The 16,844-nt window shown below is 74.4% G+C and carries 17 protein-coding genes; 9 read left to right on the top strand and 8 right to left on the bottom strand.

The features are described 5' to 3' along the window. Positions 1 to 14 precede the first annotated feature (14 nt). The 8 genes from IRY44_RS04605 to IRY44_RS04570 are packed head-to-tail and all read left to right on the top strand — an operon-like array spanning position 15 to position 7,834. The gene (locus IRY44_RS04605; protein WP_194799220.1) at positions 15 to 1,586 is read left to right on the top strand and encodes a phage baseplate assembly protein V; all 1,572 of its coding nucleotides are present in this window, start codon (positions 15 to 17) and stop codon (positions 1,584 to 1,586) included. Continuing rightward, entirely contained in the window at positions 1,586 to 1,924 is a 339-nt protein-coding gene (locus IRY44_RS04600; protein ID WP_194799219.1) for a hypothetical protein, read from the top strand. Before IRY44_RS04605 ends, IRY44_RS04600 begins: the two co-directional genes overlap by 1 nt. Then, positions 1,921 to 2,361: a GPW/gp25 family protein gene (locus IRY44_RS04595; RefSeq protein ID WP_194799218.1), complete on the top strand. Its 441-nt coding sequence runs from the start codon at positions 1,921 to 1,923 to the stop codon at positions 2,359 to 2,361. The genes IRY44_RS04600 and IRY44_RS04595 overlap by 4 nt, the downstream gene beginning before the upstream one ends. After that, positions 2,358 to 4,979, top strand: coding sequence for a putative baseplate assembly protein (locus IRY44_RS04590; protein ID WP_194799217.1), 2,622 nt, complete (start codon positions 2,358 to 2,360; stop codon positions 4,977 to 4,979). The genes IRY44_RS04595 and IRY44_RS04590 overlap by 4 nt, the downstream gene beginning before the upstream one ends. Then, positions 4,960 to 5,661 carry a phage tail protein gene (locus IRY44_RS04585; RefSeq protein ID WP_194799216.1) on the top strand — a complete coding sequence of 234 codons (702 nt, stop codon included), beginning with the start codon at positions 4,960 to 4,962 and terminating at the stop codon, positions 5,659 to 5,661. The genes IRY44_RS04590 and IRY44_RS04585 overlap by 20 nt, the downstream gene beginning before the upstream one ends. Beyond that, positions 5,658 to 6,578, top strand: a complete 921-nt coding sequence (locus IRY44_RS04580) for a hypothetical protein (RefSeq protein WP_194799215.1) — start codon at positions 5,658 to 5,660, stop codon at positions 6,576 to 6,578. Before IRY44_RS04585 ends, IRY44_RS04580 begins: the two co-directional genes overlap by 4 nt. Then, positions 6,575 to 7,051 (top strand): hypothetical protein, encoded by a 477-nt coding sequence (locus tag IRY44_RS04575; RefSeq protein ID WP_194799214.1) that lies wholly within the window; start codon positions 6,575 to 6,577, stop codon positions 7,049 to 7,051. Before IRY44_RS04580 ends, IRY44_RS04575 begins: the two co-directional genes overlap by 4 nt. Positions 7,052 to 7,069: 18 nt before the next feature. Beyond that, positions 7,070 to 7,834, top strand: coding sequence for a hypothetical protein (locus tag IRY44_RS04570; RefSeq protein ID WP_194799213.1), 765 nt, complete (start codon positions 7,070 to 7,072; stop codon positions 7,832 to 7,834). Here IRY44_RS04570 and IRY44_RS04565 read toward each other — a convergent pair. The 8 genes from IRY44_RS04565 to IRY44_RS04530 all read right to left on the bottom strand — a co-directional run bounded on the left by IRY44_RS04565 (position 7,827) and on the right by IRY44_RS04530 (position 15,265). Further along, complete coding sequence (locus tag IRY44_RS04565; RefSeq protein ID WP_194799212.1) at positions 7,827 to 8,441, bottom strand: bifunctional 4-hydroxy-2-oxoglutarate aldolase/2-dehydro-3-deoxy-phosphogluconate aldolase; 615 nt, start codon at positions 8,439 to 8,441, stop codon at positions 7,827 to 7,829. The two genes, IRY44_RS04570 and IRY44_RS04565, sit on opposite strands and share 8 nt — an antisense overlap. Beyond that, positions 8,438 to 9,433, bottom strand: coding sequence for a sugar kinase (locus IRY44_RS04560; protein ID WP_194799211.1), 996 nt, complete (start codon positions 9,431 to 9,433; stop codon positions 8,438 to 8,440). The genes IRY44_RS04565 and IRY44_RS04560 overlap by 4 nt, the downstream gene beginning before the upstream one ends. Further along, positions 9,430 to 10,272 carry a PmoA family protein gene (locus tag IRY44_RS04555; RefSeq protein WP_194799210.1) on the bottom strand — a complete coding sequence of 281 codons (843 nt, stop codon included), beginning with the start codon at positions 10,270 to 10,272 and terminating at the stop codon, positions 9,430 to 9,432. Before IRY44_RS04555 ends, IRY44_RS04560 begins: the two co-directional genes overlap by 4 nt. Then, positions 10,269 to 10,913, bottom strand: coding sequence for a hypothetical protein (locus IRY44_RS04550; protein ID WP_194799209.1), 645 nt, complete (start codon positions 10,911 to 10,913; stop codon positions 10,269 to 10,271). The genes IRY44_RS04555 and IRY44_RS04550 overlap by 4 nt, the downstream gene beginning before the upstream one ends. Beyond that, entirely contained in the window at positions 10,910 to 11,779 is an 870-nt protein-coding gene (locus tag IRY44_RS04545; protein WP_194799208.1) for a carbohydrate ABC transporter permease, read from the bottom strand. Before IRY44_RS04545 ends, IRY44_RS04550 begins: the two co-directional genes overlap by 4 nt. After that, positions 11,776 to 12,756: a carbohydrate ABC transporter permease gene (locus IRY44_RS04540; protein WP_194799207.1), complete on the bottom strand. Its 981-nt coding sequence runs from the start codon at positions 12,754 to 12,756 to the stop codon at positions 11,776 to 11,778. The genes IRY44_RS04545 and IRY44_RS04540 overlap by 4 nt, the downstream gene beginning before the upstream one ends. 21 nt (positions 12,757 to 12,777) lie before the next feature. After that, positions 12,778 to 14,121: an ABC transporter substrate-binding protein gene (locus IRY44_RS04535; RefSeq protein WP_194799206.1), complete on the bottom strand. Its 1,344-nt coding sequence runs from the start codon at positions 14,119 to 14,121 to the stop codon at positions 12,778 to 12,780. Between the two features lie 97 nt (positions 14,122 to 14,218). Then, a complete protein-coding gene (locus tag IRY44_RS04530) occupies positions 14,219 to 15,265 on the bottom strand; it encodes a LacI family DNA-binding transcriptional regulator (protein ID WP_194799205.1) in 1,047 nt (348 codons plus the stop codon). Positions 15,266 to 15,506: 241 nt separating this feature from the next. Here IRY44_RS04530 and IRY44_RS04525 point away from each other — a divergent pair, with 241 nt between their 5' ends. Then, positions 15,507 to 16,835, top strand: coding sequence for a Gfo/Idh/MocA family protein (locus IRY44_RS04525; RefSeq protein WP_194799204.1), 1,329 nt, complete (start codon positions 15,507 to 15,509; stop codon positions 16,833 to 16,835). Positions 16,836 to 16,844: the final 9 nt, after the last annotated feature.

Below are 16,844 nucleotides of genomic sequence, written 5' to 3'. Positions count from 1 at the left end.
GCCGGGGGCAGGCCGTGAGCCGGGCCGCCCTGGTCACAGTCGACGGCCGGCCGCTGGCCGACCCGGCCCGGCTGCGCGGCATCCGCGTCGCCGCCCGGCTGGACCGGCCCGCGCAGTGCGAGCTGACGCTCACCGCCGCCCCCGGTGCGGGCCCGCTCGACCCGCCGGTACGCCCCGGCGCCGCCCTCGACGTGCGCCTCGACGGGCAGGCGGAGGCGCTGTTCACCGGCGAGGTGACGGCAGTCGAGCGGGAGTACGCCGGTGACGGCGCCGCGCTGACCCGGATCCGGGCGTACGACCCGCTGCACCGGCTGCGCAAGCGGCAGGAGCTGCGGGTGTTCGAGTCGGTGACGGCCGCCGAGCTGGCCGCCGACCTGTGCGCCGGGCTGGGGTTGAGTGTGGATGCCGAGGACGACGGGCCGCGCCTGGACCGGCTGCTCCAGCACCGGCACACCGACCTGGACCTGCTGTGCGAGGTGGCCGGGCGGGCCGGGCTGCACCTGGGCGTCGACGGTGACCGGTTGCGGCTGTTCACGCTGGACGGGTACGGGGAGCCGCTGCCGTTGACGCTCGGCGAGACGGTGCACGCGTTGCGGGTCACCGAGAACCTGGACCGGGCGGGCGCGGAGTGCGCCGTGCTCGGCTGGCATCCGCAACGCGCGGAGCCGCTGGGCCAGCGGGCGGGCGAGGCGCGCAGCGGGCGGCGCATCCCGCTGCGCCCGGACCCGGGCGACGTGGGCGCGGACGGTGTGCGTACCGCCGTGGACCAGCCCGGCCGCAGCGACGACGAGCTGGCCGCGCTGGCCCAGGCCGGGCTGGACGCCCGGGTAGCGGCGCTGGTCACCGCCGAGGGCACCGCGGAGGGCGACCCGGCGCTGCGGCCGGGCCGGCGGATCGCCCTGGCCGGCGTCCCGGAGCCGGTGGCCGGGGTGTACGTGCTCACCGAGGTGGTGCACACGGTGGACGCGGACGGGCACCTGAGCCGGTTCTCCACGGCGCCGCCCGGCCCGCCGCCGTCGGCCGCGCCCCCGGCCGCCACTGTCACGCTCGGCACCGTCACCGACATCGACGACCCGGACGGGCTGGGGCGGGCCCGGGTGACGCTGCCCGCGTACGGCGATCTGGACGCCGGCTGGCTCGCGGTGCTCTGCCCGGGCGCGGGCCGGGGCAAGGGCATCGTCGCGCTGCCCGACCCGGACGACACCGTGCTGGTGGCGCTGCCCGGCGGCGAGCCGGCCTCGGGCGTGGTGCTCGGCTCGCTGTTCGGCGCGGTCGAGCCGTACGACGCGGGGATCGTGTCCGGGCGCTCACGCCGCTGGTCGATGCGGACCGGCACCGGGCAGTCCATAGTGATCGACGACGACGGGCGGACGCTGCGCCTGGCCACCGACGCGGGCAGCTTCGTCGAGCTGCGTCCCGAGCTGACCACCGTGCACGCCGCCGGTGACCTGGTGCTCTCCGCGCCCGGCCGGGCCGTCGTGGTGCGCGGCCGCACCGTCGACTTCCTGCACGCCCCGGCGGCCGAGGACGCCGAGACCGCCGCCGCGCAGGCCCGTACGCTCGCCCGTTCCGCCGGAGGTGGCTGATGCGCTGGATCCACCGCGACTCGCTGATCACCTGCGGACACGACGGGCGGGTGACCAACCGCCCGTCCCAGCACTGGGTGACGGTCCAGGCCGTGCCGGTGCTGGTACGACCCGACCCGGAGGGACGTGACATCACCGCCTGCCCGAACTACGGCCCGACGATCAAACCGTGCCTGCACACGCTGACCGTGACTGTGGGTTACAGCACGTGGGTGCGGGTGGACCGGCAGCCGGTGGTGCTGTCGCACCTGGACGGCCTGACCGACGGCACCCCGCCGGGCACCGTGCACCACCAGGTCCGCGACGTGCGGCAGGGCTTCCTGGGTGCGGACGCATGAGGGCCTTCCGCTTCGTCGGCGCCGGCTTCGACGCCGGCCGCGCCGGTGGTCTCGCGCTCACCGCCGCAGGCTCGCTCGCCATGACCGACGGCGACGAGACGGTACGCCAGGCGCTGTACCTGCTGCTGTCCACCACACCCGGGGAACGGCTGATGCGCCCCGGGTACGGGTCGCGGCTGCACCGGCTCGTCTTCGCGCCGAACGACGACACCACCGCCGGGTTGGCGATCCACTACGTGCGGCAGGCGATCCGGCGCTGGGAGCCCCGGGTCGAGGTGCTCGACGTGGACGCCGGCCCGGACCCGGACGACCCGTGGCGCCTGGTGATCCGGCTCGACTACCGGGTGCGGGCCAGCCTCTCCCCCGGCCACCTGGTGTTCTCCGTCGACCTGCTGCCCGCCGACGAGGAAACCGGAGACGAGGAGGGCACGCCATGACGCTGCCGGTGCCGCACCTGGACGACCGCGCCTTCCTCGACCTGGTCACCGAGGCGCGGGAACGCATCGCCCGGTCCTGCCCGGACTGGACCGACCTGTCCGCGCACGACCCCGGCATGGCGCTGGTGGAGGCGTTCGCCTACCTGACCGAGGTGATGATCTACCGGCTGAACCAGTTGCCGGAGAAGGCGTACGTCGCGTTCCTGAACCTGCTCGGCGTCACCCGGCACCCACCGGCGGCGGCCTGGGCGGACGTGCGCCTGACCCGTACCGGCCCGGACCGCGGCCCGGTGCGGGTGCCGGCCGGCACCCGCGTCGCCGCGGCCCGCGGCGCGGACCCCCGGCCGGTCGTCTTCGTGACCACCGAACCGGCGGTGCTGCCCGCCGGGGAGACCACGACGACGGTACGTGTGCACCACTGCGAGCCGGTGGAGGCGGAGCTGCTCGGCACCGGCACCGGGCAGCCCGGTCAGGTGTTCCGGGCCGCCCGCGCGCCGTTGACCCGTACCACCGAGGCGCTGGACCTGCTGCTCGGCGTGGAGGTGCCGGCGGGCTCGGTGGAGCTGGGCGCCGCCGCCCGGGAGCACGAGGGCCGCACGTACGAGATCTGGCGGCCGGTGGACAGCTTCGCCGGTGCCGGGGCGCAGGCGAAGGTCTACCTGGTGGACCGGGCCTCCGGGGTGGTCACGTTCGCCCCGGCGCTGGACCTGCGCCCGGACGTGAGCGCCCCGGCCGTCGAGGGGGCGGCCGGGGCGACCACTGTGGCGGCGGTGCCGCCGGCCGGGCGGCAGGTGCGGCTCTGGTACCGCTGCGGCGGCGGACCGGCCGGCAACGTGGCGGCGGGCGTGCTGACCAGCCTGCGTGATCCGCTGCCGGGGGTGAAGGTGGACAACCCGGAGCCGGCCACCGGCGGCCGGGACCTGGAGTCGCTGGAGTCGGTGCTGGCGCGCGGGCCGTACGAGTTCTTCGCCCAGCAGCGCGCGGTGACCGCCCGGGACTTCGAGATCCTCGCCACCGGCTCCGGCGCGGTGGCGCGGGCGCGCGCGTTCACCAGGGCCTCCGTCTACAGCTTCGCCCGGCCCGGCGAGGTCGAGGTGGTGCTGGTGCCGTCCGTGCCGGACGCGGCCCGCCCCGGCGGGCGGCTGCCGGTGGCGGTGCTGCGCGAGCACGAGGTGGAGGAGGCCCGCCGCCGGGTCGAGGCCGACCTGGAGCGGCGCCGCGCCCTCGGTACGGCGGTGCGGGCGGGCTGGGCCCGGTACAAGGCGGTGTCCATCCAGGCGCGGGTGGTGGTGCGCCGCGAGGAGGACGTGGACGCGGTGCGCCGCCGCATCCACGACCGGCTGCACCAGACGCTCAGCCCGCTGCCCACGCCGCTGAACCCGGCCGGCTGGGCGTTCGGCGAGCCGCTGCGCGCCTCCAACGTGTACCGGATGCTGGAGCACGCCGAGCCCGGCGTGCGCTACGTCGAGTCGGTGCGGTTCGTCGTCGACGAGGCGCCCGACGCGCAGGTGCGCACCGTGGCGGTGGACCAGTACCAGGCCGACACCTGGTACGCCGGCGGCGGCCCGGTGCTGTTCCGCTCCACGAACGCCGGTGCCGGCTGGGAACCGGCCGGCCGGTTCGACGACGAGACGGTGGTGCGGGTGGTCCCCGCGCCCGCCCCGGTACGCCCCGGCGTGGTCCCCCGGGCCGGTTCGGTGGCGGTGGTGACCACCCGCGACGCCGGTGGCTCCCGGGTCCGGCTGAGCACCGACCTGGGCGAGACGTGGACGCTGCTGACCGACCTCGACTCCGGCGTCCGCGACCTGGCCTGGATCGACCGGGACGGCACCGGTGCGCTGCTGCTGGCCACCGACACCGGCCTGTACGAGGTGCCGCTGCTACCAGGCGCGGTGCCGCTGCAGATCCTTGTCGACCCGGCCGACGCCGACCGGGGCTTCTACGCGGTCCGCGCGTTCGTCTCCGAGCGCGGCGCACCAGGGGTGGCGGTGGCCGCGCAGGCCGGATTCGGGATCTACCTGTCCACCGCTGCCGGACGGCCCGGCACGTTCGCCCACGTCGGCCTCGCCAACGTGGACAACCGGGTCCTCGCCGTGCAGTACGACGGCCCGGCCACGCTGCTGTGGTGCGGAGCGGGCGAACCGGACCCGAAGAAACCCGGCCAGGGCTGCCACCGCACCCGGCTGTTCGAGTCGGACGTGAAGTGGCAGTCGATGGCGTCAGGCTGGATCGGCGGCACCTGCCGGGACCTGACGTTCAGCGGCCCGCTCGCGCTGGCCGCGACGCAGAGCGGCGGCGTGGTCCGGCTCGACACGCTCGCCGGGCAGCCGCAGTGGTCGCCCGTCATGGTCAACTGCGGCCTGCCGCTGCGGGACCGGACCCGGTTCGTCCCGGTCGACGCCATCGCCGCCACCGCGCCCACCGGCACCTCCGGCACCGGGCGGCTGGTGCTCGCCGGCGGCGAGCGCGGCGTGTTCCGCAGCGGCGACGGCGAGGACTGGACGCCCAGCGCCAACCAGGCCACCGCCGACGTGGTCACCGTCCCCGGCACCTGGCTGCTCTGCTCCGGCGAGCACGACATCGAGGTGGTGCGGCAGGATGCGCCGAGCGGCGATTGAGCGGCTGCTGCCGGCCGCGTACCAGCGGGCCGCCGGCCCGGGCAGCGTGCTGGGCGCGCTGCTGGACGTGATGGAGGCGCTGCACGCCCCGGACGAGGCGGTGCTCGCCGACGTCGACGCGCTGTTCGGGCCGTACCGGACGCCGGACGGGTTCGTGGCGTACCTGACCCGCTGGGTGGCGATGGACCACGTGGTCGCCGCGCCCCGCGCCGACGCGCCGCTGCCGTTGCCGGCGGGCCGGCTGCGGGACCTGGTGGCGCACGGCGCGCTGCTGGCCCGGTGGCGCGGCACCCCGTACGGGATGCGGACCGCGCTGGAGCTGGCCACCGGCGTGACCGGCTTCGTGCTGGACGAGCCGCCGGAGCGGCCGTTCCACCTGGTGGTGCGGGTGCCGCCGGCCGCCGCCGACCGGCTGGCACTGGTCACCCGCATCGTCGAGGCGGAGAAACCGGCGGCGGTCACCGTCGAGGTCGTCGCCGCCCCGGCCGACCGGCCCTCCGACCCGACGCCGGCCGAGCCAGGCCCGTCCGGCACAGGGCCGTCCGAAGCGTCGCCGTCCGACCCGGTGCCGCCCGAGCCGGACGCCCCCGAGCCCGCCGCCGGGGTCGCGACGGTACGCGCGGTCGGCCGGGCGCACGTACCCGCACCCCCGCCCCACGATCCGCCCGAGGAGCCGTCATGACCACCGAATGGACAGTCGTCGCCGCCGCCGAACAGTTCACAGTGGACGCCCGCAACAGCGGTGAGCTGACGTTCACCGTGTCGAACCCGGGTACCGCGCCGGACACCGTCGTCTTCGACGTCGCGCCCGGCGAGGGCAGCCAGCGGGCCTGGTTCACCGTGGCCGAGCCGCAGCGGGTGGTGCCCGGGCAGGGCTCGGTGTCGTTCCTGGTACGCCTCGCCGTGCCGCCCGGCACGCCGCCCCGGCGCTACGACATGACCGGGTTCGCGTACTCGGCCAACACCGCACCGGAGGAGAGTTCCCGCTCCAGCGGCCGGGTCACGTACGACGTGCGGGCCGTCGTACCCCCGAAGCGCGCGCCGTGGCCGTGGATCGCCGCGGCGGCGGCGCTGGTGCTGGTCGTCGCCGGGGTGGTGGCCTGGCTGGTCACTCGCGGCCCGGACACCCCGGCCCCGCCGCAGGCCGGCGCGGTGGCGGTGGAGGCGGAGACGCTCGTCTCCGGCGCGACGGTGCAGTCCCCCACCGGCACCAAGGCGGAGGTGGTGGCGCAGGAGAACTGCTGCGACGTGGTGTGGTCCGGCGACGCGCAGCTGTTCTTCCTGGGCCGGGGCGTGGGTGACCGGGTGACGGTGCAGGTGGACCTGCCGTCCGACGGCACCTGGCGGTTCTCCACCGTGCGGACCACGTCGTTCGACTACGCGAACACGATCTGGCTGGTCGACGGCCGGCAGGTCGGCGACACGTTCTTCGGGTTCACCCCGACGGTGGTCCGCACCGACGAGGTGGACGTGGGCACCCTGGAGCTGACCCGCGGCCCGCACAAGCTGACGCTCGTGGCGGTGAGCAAGACGCAGGGCACCGACAGGTACTTCGCCGGGGTGGACGAGATCCGCTTCACGCCCGTCGTCCGGCCATGACAACCAGGCAGAAAGTGCTGCTGGTCGCGGTGGCCGTGCTGCTGGTGGCGCTGTACGTGGTGGCGGTGGCCGGGCGCTCCGGCGACAGGGGCGACCCGGCGGCCGGGCCGGGCGCGCTGGCCCGGCTGGGACGCGGATCCGGGACCGTGGACCCGGCGACGGTGGCCGTGACCTGCCTGCCGCCGGCCGCCCAGCCGGCCACCACCGCCGACGGGGTGACGCTCGCCTTCGGCACCGTGTGCCGGCTGCGGGTGGCCGACCCGGGCGCGCTGCGCACGCTCGTGCTGCGCGGGGCGACGCCGTTCGAGGTGACAGCCCGCGCACCCGGCGACGCGGACGTCACGGTCACCGACGAGGTCGCCCCGGACGCGGACACCTCGGCGGTGGCGAAGGTTGCTGTGGACCGGGAGACCGAGGTGCTCCTGCGGTGTCCGGGAGGTGGCGGATGTTCGGTCACGCTGGCCCGGTCCTGACCGGGACGGAGACGCGGCATGGGTGAGTTGCGCAAGCCGTTCCTGCTGCTGGCCCTGCTCGCGGTGGCGCTCGTGGTCGGCGTGGAGCTGGGCGCGGCGGCCCTGACCGGCGGTGGCGACGCGAGCGGCGCGCTGCGGGACAACGCCGGCCGGCTCGGCGTCGAGCTGGGCGACGTCGGCGCGGTGTCCGAGCCGTCCGGCCGGGGCATCGGCTACCTGGCGCTGATCGACGTGGTGGCGCTCTGGACGACCGGACTGTTCTGCCTGAGCCTGGTGCTGCCGGACCGGATGCAGGGCCGGGTGCAGGGCGTGGCCACGCTCGTCTTCTCGATCGTGCTGCTGCTGGTGTCGCTGGTCCTGCTGATCGTCGCGTTCGTCGAGCTGACGGTGATGGTCTCGCTGTTCCTGGCCCCGCCGTTCGGCACGCTGGCGTACCTCGCGGTGTGGGGGTTCTTCCCGGTCGACGACGCGGCGGTGCTGCTCGGGCTGACGCTGCTGCTCAAACTGGTCTGGGTCGCGCTGCTGCTCGCCGCCCAGCCCCGGTTCCTGCGCAACAAGGGCCTCGTCGCGCTGGCGCTGACCACGCTGCTGTGCACAGTGGTGCTGCAGTTCCTGCACGGCCTGGTGCCGGTGATCCTGGTCAGCATCCTGGACGACGTTGGCGCCGTGGTGTTCGCCGTGGTGGCGCTGATCTGGGCGCTGGTGCTGCTGATCGGGTCGATCCCGGCGATCGTGAAGGCGATCCGGACCACCGCCACCACGTCCGGCCGTACCGTCACCTGACCGCGCCGCCGGCGGCGAGCGTGGCCAGGCGTGGCAGCTGCTCGGGGTCGGTGAGTGCCGACCCGACGGCCACCACGCGCGCCCCGGCGGCGAGGAAGTCACCCGCGTTGCCGGCGTCGACGCCGCCGGTGGCCACGAAGCGGGCCTCCGGCAGCGGCCCGGCCACCGCCCGGAACCAGGCCGGGCCGAGGCTGACCGCCGGGAACGCCTTGAGCCACACCAGGCCGTGGTCGAGGGCGCGCTGCGCCTCGGTCGGCGTGGCCACACCGGGCAGATGCGGCACGCCGAGACCGGCCGCCGCGTCGGCCACCGCCAGGTCCAGGCCGGGCGCCACTGTGAACGCCGCCCCGGCGGCCACCGCGTCGTGCACCTGCGCCGGGGTACGCACAGTACCCGCGCCCACGATCCGGTCCCGCCGCCGCCCGGCCGTCACGGCGGCGCGCAGCGCCGGCACCGCGTCCGGGGTACGGATGGGCACCTCCACCACGGCGATACCGAGATCCCAGGCCAGTTCCGCCAGCCGGACCGTCTCGTCGGCGGGCAGGTCGCGCAGGATCACCATCACCCGCGCGTCGCCGAACAGGGCCTCGAAGTCGTGCCCGCTCATCTGTCGCTCCCTCCCCTGACCGGCGCTCGCGCATCCTCGGGCCACGCCTCGTCCGGCAGCGCCAGTGCCCGCGCGATCGTCTCCGCGTCCGGTGGCGGCGCGGTGTCGCCCGGCACGGCCAGCACCGGCGCGGCGGTCAGGTGCCCCAGCCGCAGGCAGGCTCGCAGGTCGAGGTCGCGCAGCAGCCCGGAGAGGAACCCGGCGGCGAACGCGTCACCCGCGCCGACCGGCTCCACCACGTCCACCGGCAGCGCCGGCACGACCACCGCCGGCCCGGTACGCGGCAGCGCCGTCGCGCCGACCGGCCCGTCCTTCACCACCACCAGTTCCGGGCCCGGCAGCAGCGCACGGACGGCGGCCGGATCGCCCGCCGACCAGAGCACTGCCGCCTCGTCCCGCCCGACCAGCACCACGTCGGCGCGGTCGGCCAGGTCACGCAGGACCGGTCCGGCCCGGTCGGCGGGCCAGAGCGCCGGGCGGTGGTTCACGTCGAAGCTGACCCGGGCGCCGGGCAGCGCGCGCCCGTCCAGCGCTGACACGAGCAGGTCACGGCAGGTGCCGGAGAGCGCGGCGGTGATCCCGGACAGGTGCAGCAGGCGTGCCCCGGCCAGCCCGGGACACGCGAGGTCGGCGGTGCCGAGGCGGCTCGCGGCCGACCCGGCGCGGTGGTAGTGCACGCGGGTGCCGTCCGGCCCCGGATCCTTCAGGTAGAGCCCCGTCGGCGCGTCCGGATCCACTGTGACCAGGCTGACGTCCACGCCCGCGGCGGCGACATCGGCCACCACCCGCCGCCCGAACGGGTCGTCGCCGACCCGGCTGACCCACGCCGCGCGGTGCCCGAGCCGGGCCAGCCCGGCCGCCACGTTTGACTCCGCGCCGCCCACGCCCACCCTGAGCCGCGCCACGCGCTCCAGCGACCCGCCGTCGTCAGGGGCGAGAACCACCATCGTCTCGCCCACGCACACCACCTCCGGCCCGCCCGTCGGGCTCATGGCGTCACTCCCAGGCGGGCCGACACGTCGGCCGGGTCGAGGTGGCCGTCGGCGACGAGCACGCGGTGCCGGTTGTGCCGCAGCTGCCCGGCCGCGACCACCGCCGGGGCGTCGAACGCGTACGCGACGCAGACGCCCGGGTACATGGCGGTGCGTACGAACCACCTGTCACCAGGCCCCAGACCGGTGAACACCAGCGTGTACGCGCCACCACCGGGAGCGGTGGCCGACAACGCCAGCCAGGGCGCGGCCGAGCCGTTCACGTCGCCCTCACCGATGGCGTCGGCGGTGCGGACGCGCGGTTCGTCGTCGGCCACGGCACGCCAGAAGAAGCCGCCGTAACCGGCGCCGCCCGGGCGGCCGTTCGTGGCCGGGCTGCCCAGGTGCACGTCGGCGCCGGTGGCGGAGGTGAGCGTGGCGGACAGGTCCAGCCACCACGCGTCCTCCCCGGCCGGCGCGGCGGTGATCCGCCGGTGCTCGCGCAGCAGCACCCGGCCGTGCCGGTCCCGCCACTCCAGATCGTGGTCGAGCCGGTCGGCGGCCCGCTCCCGCCAGCCGGTGTGCGCGATGACGCCGTGGTCGTCGCGCCAGGTGTAGCCGGTGCCGCGCACGTACGTCCGGCCGCCCCACAGGTTGACGCCGTCCACGTCCTGCACCGCAAGTGACGCCCCGAGGTGCCAGACGTGGTCGGCCGGGAGCGCGTCGGTGACCGGGGTGCCGGCCCGGGTGCGCACCGGATGCAGGTACGGCCGAGGGCCGTGGCGGGGATCCAGGTCCGGCCGGACCAGGTACCGGGCCACCTCGACGCCGCCGACGACCAGCCGGGGTTCGGTGGTCACGACGGTTCCGGGGCGGGGACCGGGCGGCGGGCGTCGAGCGCGTGCAGCGCCGCGAGGGTGTACCCGCCGAGGATCGGTACCGCGACCGGCGTGACCAGCACACCCAGCACCACGGCGAGCGCGCAGACGCCGGAGGCGGCGGCCCACACGCCGGGGCGCTGCGGGCAGGTGCGGGACACCTCACGGGCGGCCGTCCGCCAGCCCCGGCCGCCGGTGCGCCCGACGGCGACGGCGACCAGGCCCGCGTACCCGAGCAGGACCGCCACCACGACGGCGGTGAGCGCGAGCGCGGGCCCGCCGCCTGGTACCCGGCCGGTGGTGAGCGCGGACAGGTCGGCGGCGAGCAGCGCGGCGGCGGCCAGGGCGACGGCGCTCACCGCCAGCCCGGCGGGCAACGCGCGGCCGAACCGGGTCAGGCTGGTCCGCGCGTCGGGCCAGGCGCCGGTGACCGACCTGTCGTGCAGCGCGGCACTGGCGGTGGCGACCGCCGGGGCGAGCGTGAGCACCGGCAGCGCGGCGAGGGCCACGGCGAAGCCGAGCAGCGCCAGGTCGGTCGCCTCGCGCAGCGTGTCCCGCCAGTCGGCACGGGCCGGCGCGGGGTGGGCGGATACGGCGTCGGTGGGTACAGGCACGGCGGTCATCCCTTCAGCCCGCTGGTGTTGATGCCCTCGACGAGCATCCGCTGGAAGGCGAGGAAGAACAGGAACACCGGCAGCAGCGACAGCACCGACATGGCGAACATCGGGCCGACGGCGCTCTGGCTCGTCGAGTCGATGAACAGGGTCAGCGCCACCGGGACCGTGTAGTCCTCCAGGCTGGACAGGAACACCAGTTGGCGGAAGAAGTCGTTCCAGGTCCAGATGAACGAGAAGATCGCCGTGGTGACCAGCGCCGGGCGGCTCAGCGGCAGGATGACGTGCCGGAACACGCCGTACGGGGACGCGCCGTCGATGGTGGCCGCCTCGTCCAGCTCGCGCGGGATACCGCGCATGAACTGCACCATGAGGAAGACGAAGAACGCCTCGGTGGCCAGGAACTGCGGCACCAGCAGCGGCAGGTACGGCCAGTCGCCGCCGACCAGGCCGAGGCTGCGGAACAGGATGTACTGCGGCACGATCAGCACGTGCCCTGGTAGCAGCAGCGTCCCGATCATCACGGTGAACCACAGCTTGCGCAGCCGGAACCGCAGCCGGCCCAGCGCGTACGCGGCGAGCAGGCAGGACAGCGCGTTGCCGACGACGGTGAGTGCGCTGACCACTGCGCTGTTGAGGAAGAACCGGCCGAAGCTGATGTCGAAGTTGGTCCAGCCGTCGAGGTAGTTGCCGGGGGTGAACTCCTCCGGCAGCAGGCCGACGTTGTTGACGATCTCGGCCTGCGACTTGACCGACGTGCCGAGCATCCAGAACAGCGGGTAGAGCACCACCGCGACGATCACCACGAGCACGACGAGCCGCAGGACGTTCCGGCCGCTGCCCGGCCGGCGGCGAGCGACAGTGAGCGCGGTCATGAGTCGTCTCCGTCCGAGTAGTGCACCCAGAACCGGCCGGTGCTGAAGAAGACGGCGGTGACCACGCCGATCGCCACCAGGAACACCCACGCCATCGCCGACGCGTAGCCCATCTCCAGGTCGGTGAAGCCGGAGATGTAGAGCTTCAGCGTGTACATCAGGGTGGAGTCGACAGGGCCGCCGGTGCCGTTGCTGAGCACGAACGCGGCGGTGAAGCCCTGGAAGCCGTTGATGGTCTCCAGCACCAGGTTGAAGAAGATCACCGGGGAGAGCATGGGCAGGGTTACCGCGCGGAAGCGCCGCCACGCCCCGGCGCCGTCCACGGCCGCCGCCTCGTACAGCTCGGTGGGCACCTGCTTGAGCCCGGCCAGGAAGATCACCATCGGCGCGCCGAACTGCCAGATCGCCAGCACCATCAGCGTCTCCAGCGCCCAGTCCGGGTCGCTGACCCAGGGCAGCCCCTCGACGCCGAACAGGGCGAGGAACGAGTTGAACGCGCCGTCCCGGTTGAACATGTTTACCCAGACGATGGCCAGCGCGACGCTGCCGCCGAGCAGCGACGGCAGGTAGAACAGGCTGCGGAACAGCCCGACGCCGCGCCAGGCCCGGTTGAGCAGCAGCGCCACGCCGAGGGCGGCGGCCAGCTTCAGCGGTACGGCGACCAGCGCGAACGTCAGCGTGACCCGCACCGCGTGCCAGTACGACGGGTCGGCGGTGAACATCCGCTCGTAGTTGGCCAGCCCCACCCACCGCACCTCGGACAGCGGGGTGAGGATGTCGTAGTCGGTGAAGCTCAGCCAGAGCGACAGCAGCATCGGGATCGCCGTGACGCCCATCAGTCCGATGAGCCAGGGCGAGAGGAAGACGTACCCCGCCAGGCCCTCGCCGAGCCGGGCCCGGCCGGCCCGACGCCGCGTGGGGCGAGGGCCGGCCGGTCCGGTGCGCGGGGTCCGGCCGGGCGCCGTGGTGAGAGCCACGGGACCGGTCCTTTCGTGGGGTCAGGCGATCGCGGACTTGCAGGCGGTGACGAACTGCTCCGCCGCCTGGGCCGGGGTGGCGCGGCCGTACTGGGCGTTCTCGGCGGCCTTCACGAGCTCGGACTTGACCTTGCTGTGGCCCTTGATCGGCACCTGGGGCGAGGCGCCGAACTTCTGCGCCAGGTCGGACTCGACCTGGATGGACTGCTTCATGGCCGGGTCGGTGGCGGTCTCGCTGACCTTGGCGCGCAGGTCCATGTTCGACGGCAGACCGCGGTCGGTGCCGAGCAGCGCCACCGCCTCCGGGTCGTTGTTGAGGAAGTTGATCACGTCGACGGCGACGTCCTTGTGCTTGCTGCCCTTGAACACCGACCAGTACATCGAGGCCCGAGCCCACTGGGCGCTCGGGTCACCCGGGTAGGCGATCACGCCCAGTTCGTCCTTCGTGTTCTTCTTCAGGTCCGGCATCTGGTTGACCCAGACCCAGGAGGTGGCCGACTTGCCGGTGACCACGAGTTGCTTGGTGATGTCGCTGGAGTTGCCCTCGTGGATGACGTCCGGCGTCGGGGTGGCGCCCCGGTCCCGCGCGCCCTTCCACAGCTCGAACCACTTCGTCACGTCCTCGGCGGTGAAGCCGAGCTCCTTGCCCTGGTACAGGTCCTTGCCCTGCTGGCGCAGCCACACCCAGAGCGCCTTGTAGTCGGCGCTCGGGTCCTGGGTGCCGGGAACCTTCGTCTTCTTCGCCACCTGCTCGGCCCAGGCGATGTGCTCCTCCCAGCTCATCCCGGTGGTCGGCTCGGGCAGCCCGTTCTTCGTCAGCAGGGTCTTGTTGTAGACCAGGCCCTGGGTGTTCTCCCCGGCGGCCACCCCGGCGAGCTTGCCGTCGACCACGCCGTACTCCAGCAGGCTCTTGGGGAACTTCGACACGTCGAGCTTGCCGGAGTCGCGGTAGCTGCCCAGGTCGAGCGTGGTGCTGCGGCCGGCGTACTCGGCCAGGTAGTTGTCGTCGATCTGGAACAGGTCCGGCGGGTTGCCGCCGGCGGTCAGCGTGGCGAGCTTGTCGAAGTAGCCCTGGTTGGCCTGCCAGGTCTTCTCGAACGTCACCTCGGGGTGCTTCTTGGTGTAGAGGGCCAGGGCGTCCTCGGTGAGCTTCGCCCGGGCCTCACCGCCCCACCAGAAGACGGAGAGTTTGACCGGGCCGCCGTCGCCGCCGGCGTCGTCGTCGCCGCAGCCGGCCGCGCCCAGGGCGAGCGGCACGGCGAGCGCGACGGCGGCCAGGCCGCGCACGAGTCGGCGTCGGGTCAGGGGGGTACGGTGATCCCGCCCGGCGGGTACGCCGGCGGTGGGGGACGTTGCGGGGTGCATCTGCGCTCACTCCTCGGCTGTGGGAGGCGACGACGTCACCGGCGGCCGTCCACGGGCCGCCCGGGTCCGCAGTGCTGTGCGGGCCCGGGCCACCTGCTCAGGCTCCGGTGCCGTCCCGGCCGGGCGCGGGGACGGGCCCGGTCGAGTCGCGGACGACCAGTTCGGTCTGGAGCATTACCTGTGCGGTGGTGCGACGGTCGCCGGCCGCCGCGCCCCGGCCCCGGGCGCCACGCGGCGCGTCGGAGTCGAGTTGCAGCAGCATGTCGACGGCCGTCCGGCCGGCGGCCGCGGTCGGCGTGGCCACCGTCGTCAACTTGGGGCGGGTGAGCCGGCTCAGCGCGATGTCGTCGACGCCGACGACGCTCACGTCGTGCGGCACCCGCGCCCCGATCGCGTCCAGCCCCTCGATCAGGCCGATCGCCATCAGGTCGTTGTAGGCGAGCACGGCGGTGACGCTGCTGCGGCGTACCTGTTCGGCGAGCGCGCCGCCGCCGGTCTCGGTGGGCTGGTTGGGTCCGAGGACCGTCAGTTCCGCTCCCCCGCCCCGGGCGGCGGCGGTCGCGGCGCGGCGCATCTCCCGGGCGGTCCAGGAGCCGCGCGGGCCGCCGAGCAACGCGATCCGGCGGTGACCGAGCCCGAGCAGGTGCTCGATCGCGGCCCGGGCGCCCTGCCCGACGTCCATCATCACGCAGGGCAGGCCGGCGACCTGGCGGTTTATCACCACCACCGGGACCTCGCGGCTGACCTGCTCGATCAGGCTGTTGCTCATCCGGGGGCTGCACAGCAGCACGCCGTCGACCTGCTTGGCCAGGGCGTGGACCAGATCCTCCTCGGCGACCGGGTCCTCGTTGGTGTCGGCCACGAACACGTGGTAGTCGCGGTGCCGGGCCTGCCCCTCCGCCGCCTTGATCAGCGGCGGGAAGAACGGGTTGGCGATGTCGGCCACGATCAGGCCGATGTTGTGCGTACGGCCGGTGATGAGGGCCCGGGCCGCCCGGTTGGGCCGGTAGCCGAGGTCCTCCGCGCAGGCCAGCACCCGGACCCGGGTCTCCGGGTTGACCAGGTGCGGGGCCGAGAACGTCCGGGAGACGGTGGAGATGTGCACACCGGAGGCGCGGGCGACGTCCCGGATGGTGGCTGGCACGGCGGGCTCCCTCGTCCGATGTGGTGAGCGTCACGGGTGCCGCCCATTAATGCAAACGGTTGCGCCCGTGTCAACGGTCCATTGTTGCGGCTCGATTGCGCAGACGTTCCCGCCACGCGCATGAATGCCCATCAATACGGATGGATAGGGCGGCTTGGGCGGCAACCGTTGACGACGCATCCACAGTCATGGTTTCTTCGGCTGCAAACCTTTGCAGCCGACTGGCGGGGAGGCCGACGTCATGTCACCACCGGCCCGGGAACGGGTCCGCCACGCCCTGGTGGGTGCCGGGGCACGCGCCGAGATGTTCGTCAGTGCCCTCGCGCTCGACCACGCCGACACCGCCGAACTGGTGGCGCTCGCCGACGTCAACCACACCCGGATGGACGCCCACAACCGCTGGCTGGCCGAGCTGGGCCACCCGCCGGTGCCCACGTACGCCGCCGGTGACTTCGCCGCCATGCTCGCCAAGGAGCGGGTCGACGTGGTGCTGGTGACCAGCGTGGACGCCACCCACGACGAGTACGTGACGGCGGCGCTGCGGGCCGGCTGCGACGTGGTCGTCGAGAAGCCGATGACCGTGGACGCGCAACGGTGCCGCCGCATCCTCGACGCGGTCGCCGAGACCGGCCGGCGCGTCACCGTCGCGTTCAACTACCGCTACAACCCGCTGCACGAACAGGTCCGCCGGCTGCTCGCCGACGGCGCGGTGGGCGAGATCGGGTCGGTGCACTTCGAGTGGCTGCTCGACGTGCGCCACGGCGCCGACTACTTCCGCCGCTGGCACCGGGACAAGTCCGTCTCCGGCGGGCTGCTCGTGCACAAGTCCGGCCACCACTTCGACCTGGTCAACTGGTGGCTGGACGCCCGCCCGGTCGAGGTGCACGCGTACGGCCGGTTGTTCTTCTACGGCGCGGACGGCCGCCGGCACGGCTACGCCCGCGACTACGACCGGGCGCACGGCTCCCCTGCCGCCGACGGGGACCCGTTCGCGCTGCGCCTGGCCGACCACCCGCGCCTGCGCGAGCTGTACCTCGACGCCGAGGCCGAGGACGGCTACCACCGCGACCGCAACGTGTTCGCCCCCGGCGTGACCATCGAGGACGACCTCGCGGTGCTGGCCCGCTACGACACCGGCGCGACCATGACCTACCACCTGACCGCGTACGCCCCCTGGGAGGGCTACCGGGTCATGGTCAACGGCAGCCGGGGCCGTCTCGAACTGGAGGTGACCGAGAGCGACCACGTCAGCCCGTCCGTCGCCGGTGCGCTCAAGGGCGCTGCGCTGCACGGCGACGAGGCGGCGGTGGAGCAGGGCACGGCCCGGCTCACGCTGCGCCCGTTCTGGGCGCCGCCGCAGGAGATCCCGGTCGAGGGCTGGACCCGGCGCGGGCACGGCGGCGCTGATGCCCGGATGACCCGGGTGCTGCTCGGCGGCGAACCCGACCCGCTCGGCCGGGCCGCCACCGCCCGGGACGGCGCGCTCGCCCTGCTCACCGGCCTGGCCGCCAACCGCTCGCTGGAGACCGGCGCACCCGTCCGGGTCGCCGACCTGCTCACCCTGCCCTGACCGAGGAGC

Source organism: Micromonospora sp. ANENR4 (assembly GCF_015354395.1).
GTDB lineage: Bacteria > Actinomycetota > Actinomycetes > Mycobacteriales > Micromonosporaceae > Micromonospora > Micromonospora aurantiaca.
This window is presented reverse-complemented; position numbering and strand designations above follow the sequence as displayed.

Excerpts from the sequence above, each read along its gene's own strand:
- IRY44_RS04525 (WP_194799204.1), top strand. The coding sequence starts at position 15,507 with ATGTCACCACCGGCCCGGGAACGGGTCCGCCACGCCCTGGTGGGTGCC.
- IRY44_RS04535 (WP_194799206.1), bottom strand. The coding sequence starts at position 14,121 with ATGCACCCCGCAACGTCCCCCACCGCCGGCGTACCCGCCGGGCGGGAT.
- IRY44_RS04600 (WP_194799219.1), top strand. The coding sequence starts at position 1,586 with ATGCGCTGGATCCACCGCGACTCGCTGATCACCTGCGGACACGACGGG.
- IRY44_RS04580 (WP_194799215.1), top strand. The coding sequence starts at position 5,658 with ATGACCACCGAATGGACAGTCGTCGCCGCCGCCGAACAGTTCACAGTG.
- IRY44_RS04560 (WP_194799211.1), bottom strand. The coding sequence starts at position 9,433 with ATGAGCCCGACGGGCGGGCCGGAGGTGGTGTGCGTGGGCGAGACGATG.
- IRY44_RS04590 (WP_194799217.1), top strand. The coding sequence starts at position 2,358 with ATGACGCTGCCGGTGCCGCACCTGGACGACCGCGCCTTCCTCGACCTG.
- IRY44_RS04575 (WP_194799214.1), top strand. The coding sequence starts at position 6,575 with ATGACAACCAGGCAGAAAGTGCTGCTGGTCGCGGTGGCCGTGCTGCTG.
- IRY44_RS04550 (WP_194799209.1), bottom strand. The coding sequence starts at position 10,913 with ATGACCGCCGTGCCTGTACCCACCGACGCCGTATCCGCCCACCCCGCG.
- IRY44_RS04570 (WP_194799213.1), top strand. The coding sequence starts at position 7,070 with ATGGGTGAGTTGCGCAAGCCGTTCCTGCTGCTGGCCCTGCTCGCGGTG.
- IRY44_RS04565 (WP_194799212.1), bottom strand. The coding sequence starts at position 8,441 with ATGAGCGGGCACGACTTCGAGGCCCTGTTCGGCGACGCGCGGGTGATG.
- IRY44_RS04595 (WP_194799218.1), top strand. The coding sequence starts at position 1,921 with ATGAGGGCCTTCCGCTTCGTCGGCGCCGGCTTCGACGCCGGCCGCGCC.
- IRY44_RS04585 (WP_194799216.1), top strand. The coding sequence starts at position 4,960 with ATGCGCCGAGCGGCGATTGAGCGGCTGCTGCCGGCCGCGTACCAGCGG.
- IRY44_RS04545 (WP_194799208.1), bottom strand. The coding sequence starts at position 11,779 with ATGACCGCGCTCACTGTCGCTCGCCGCCGGCCGGGCAGCGGCCGGAAC.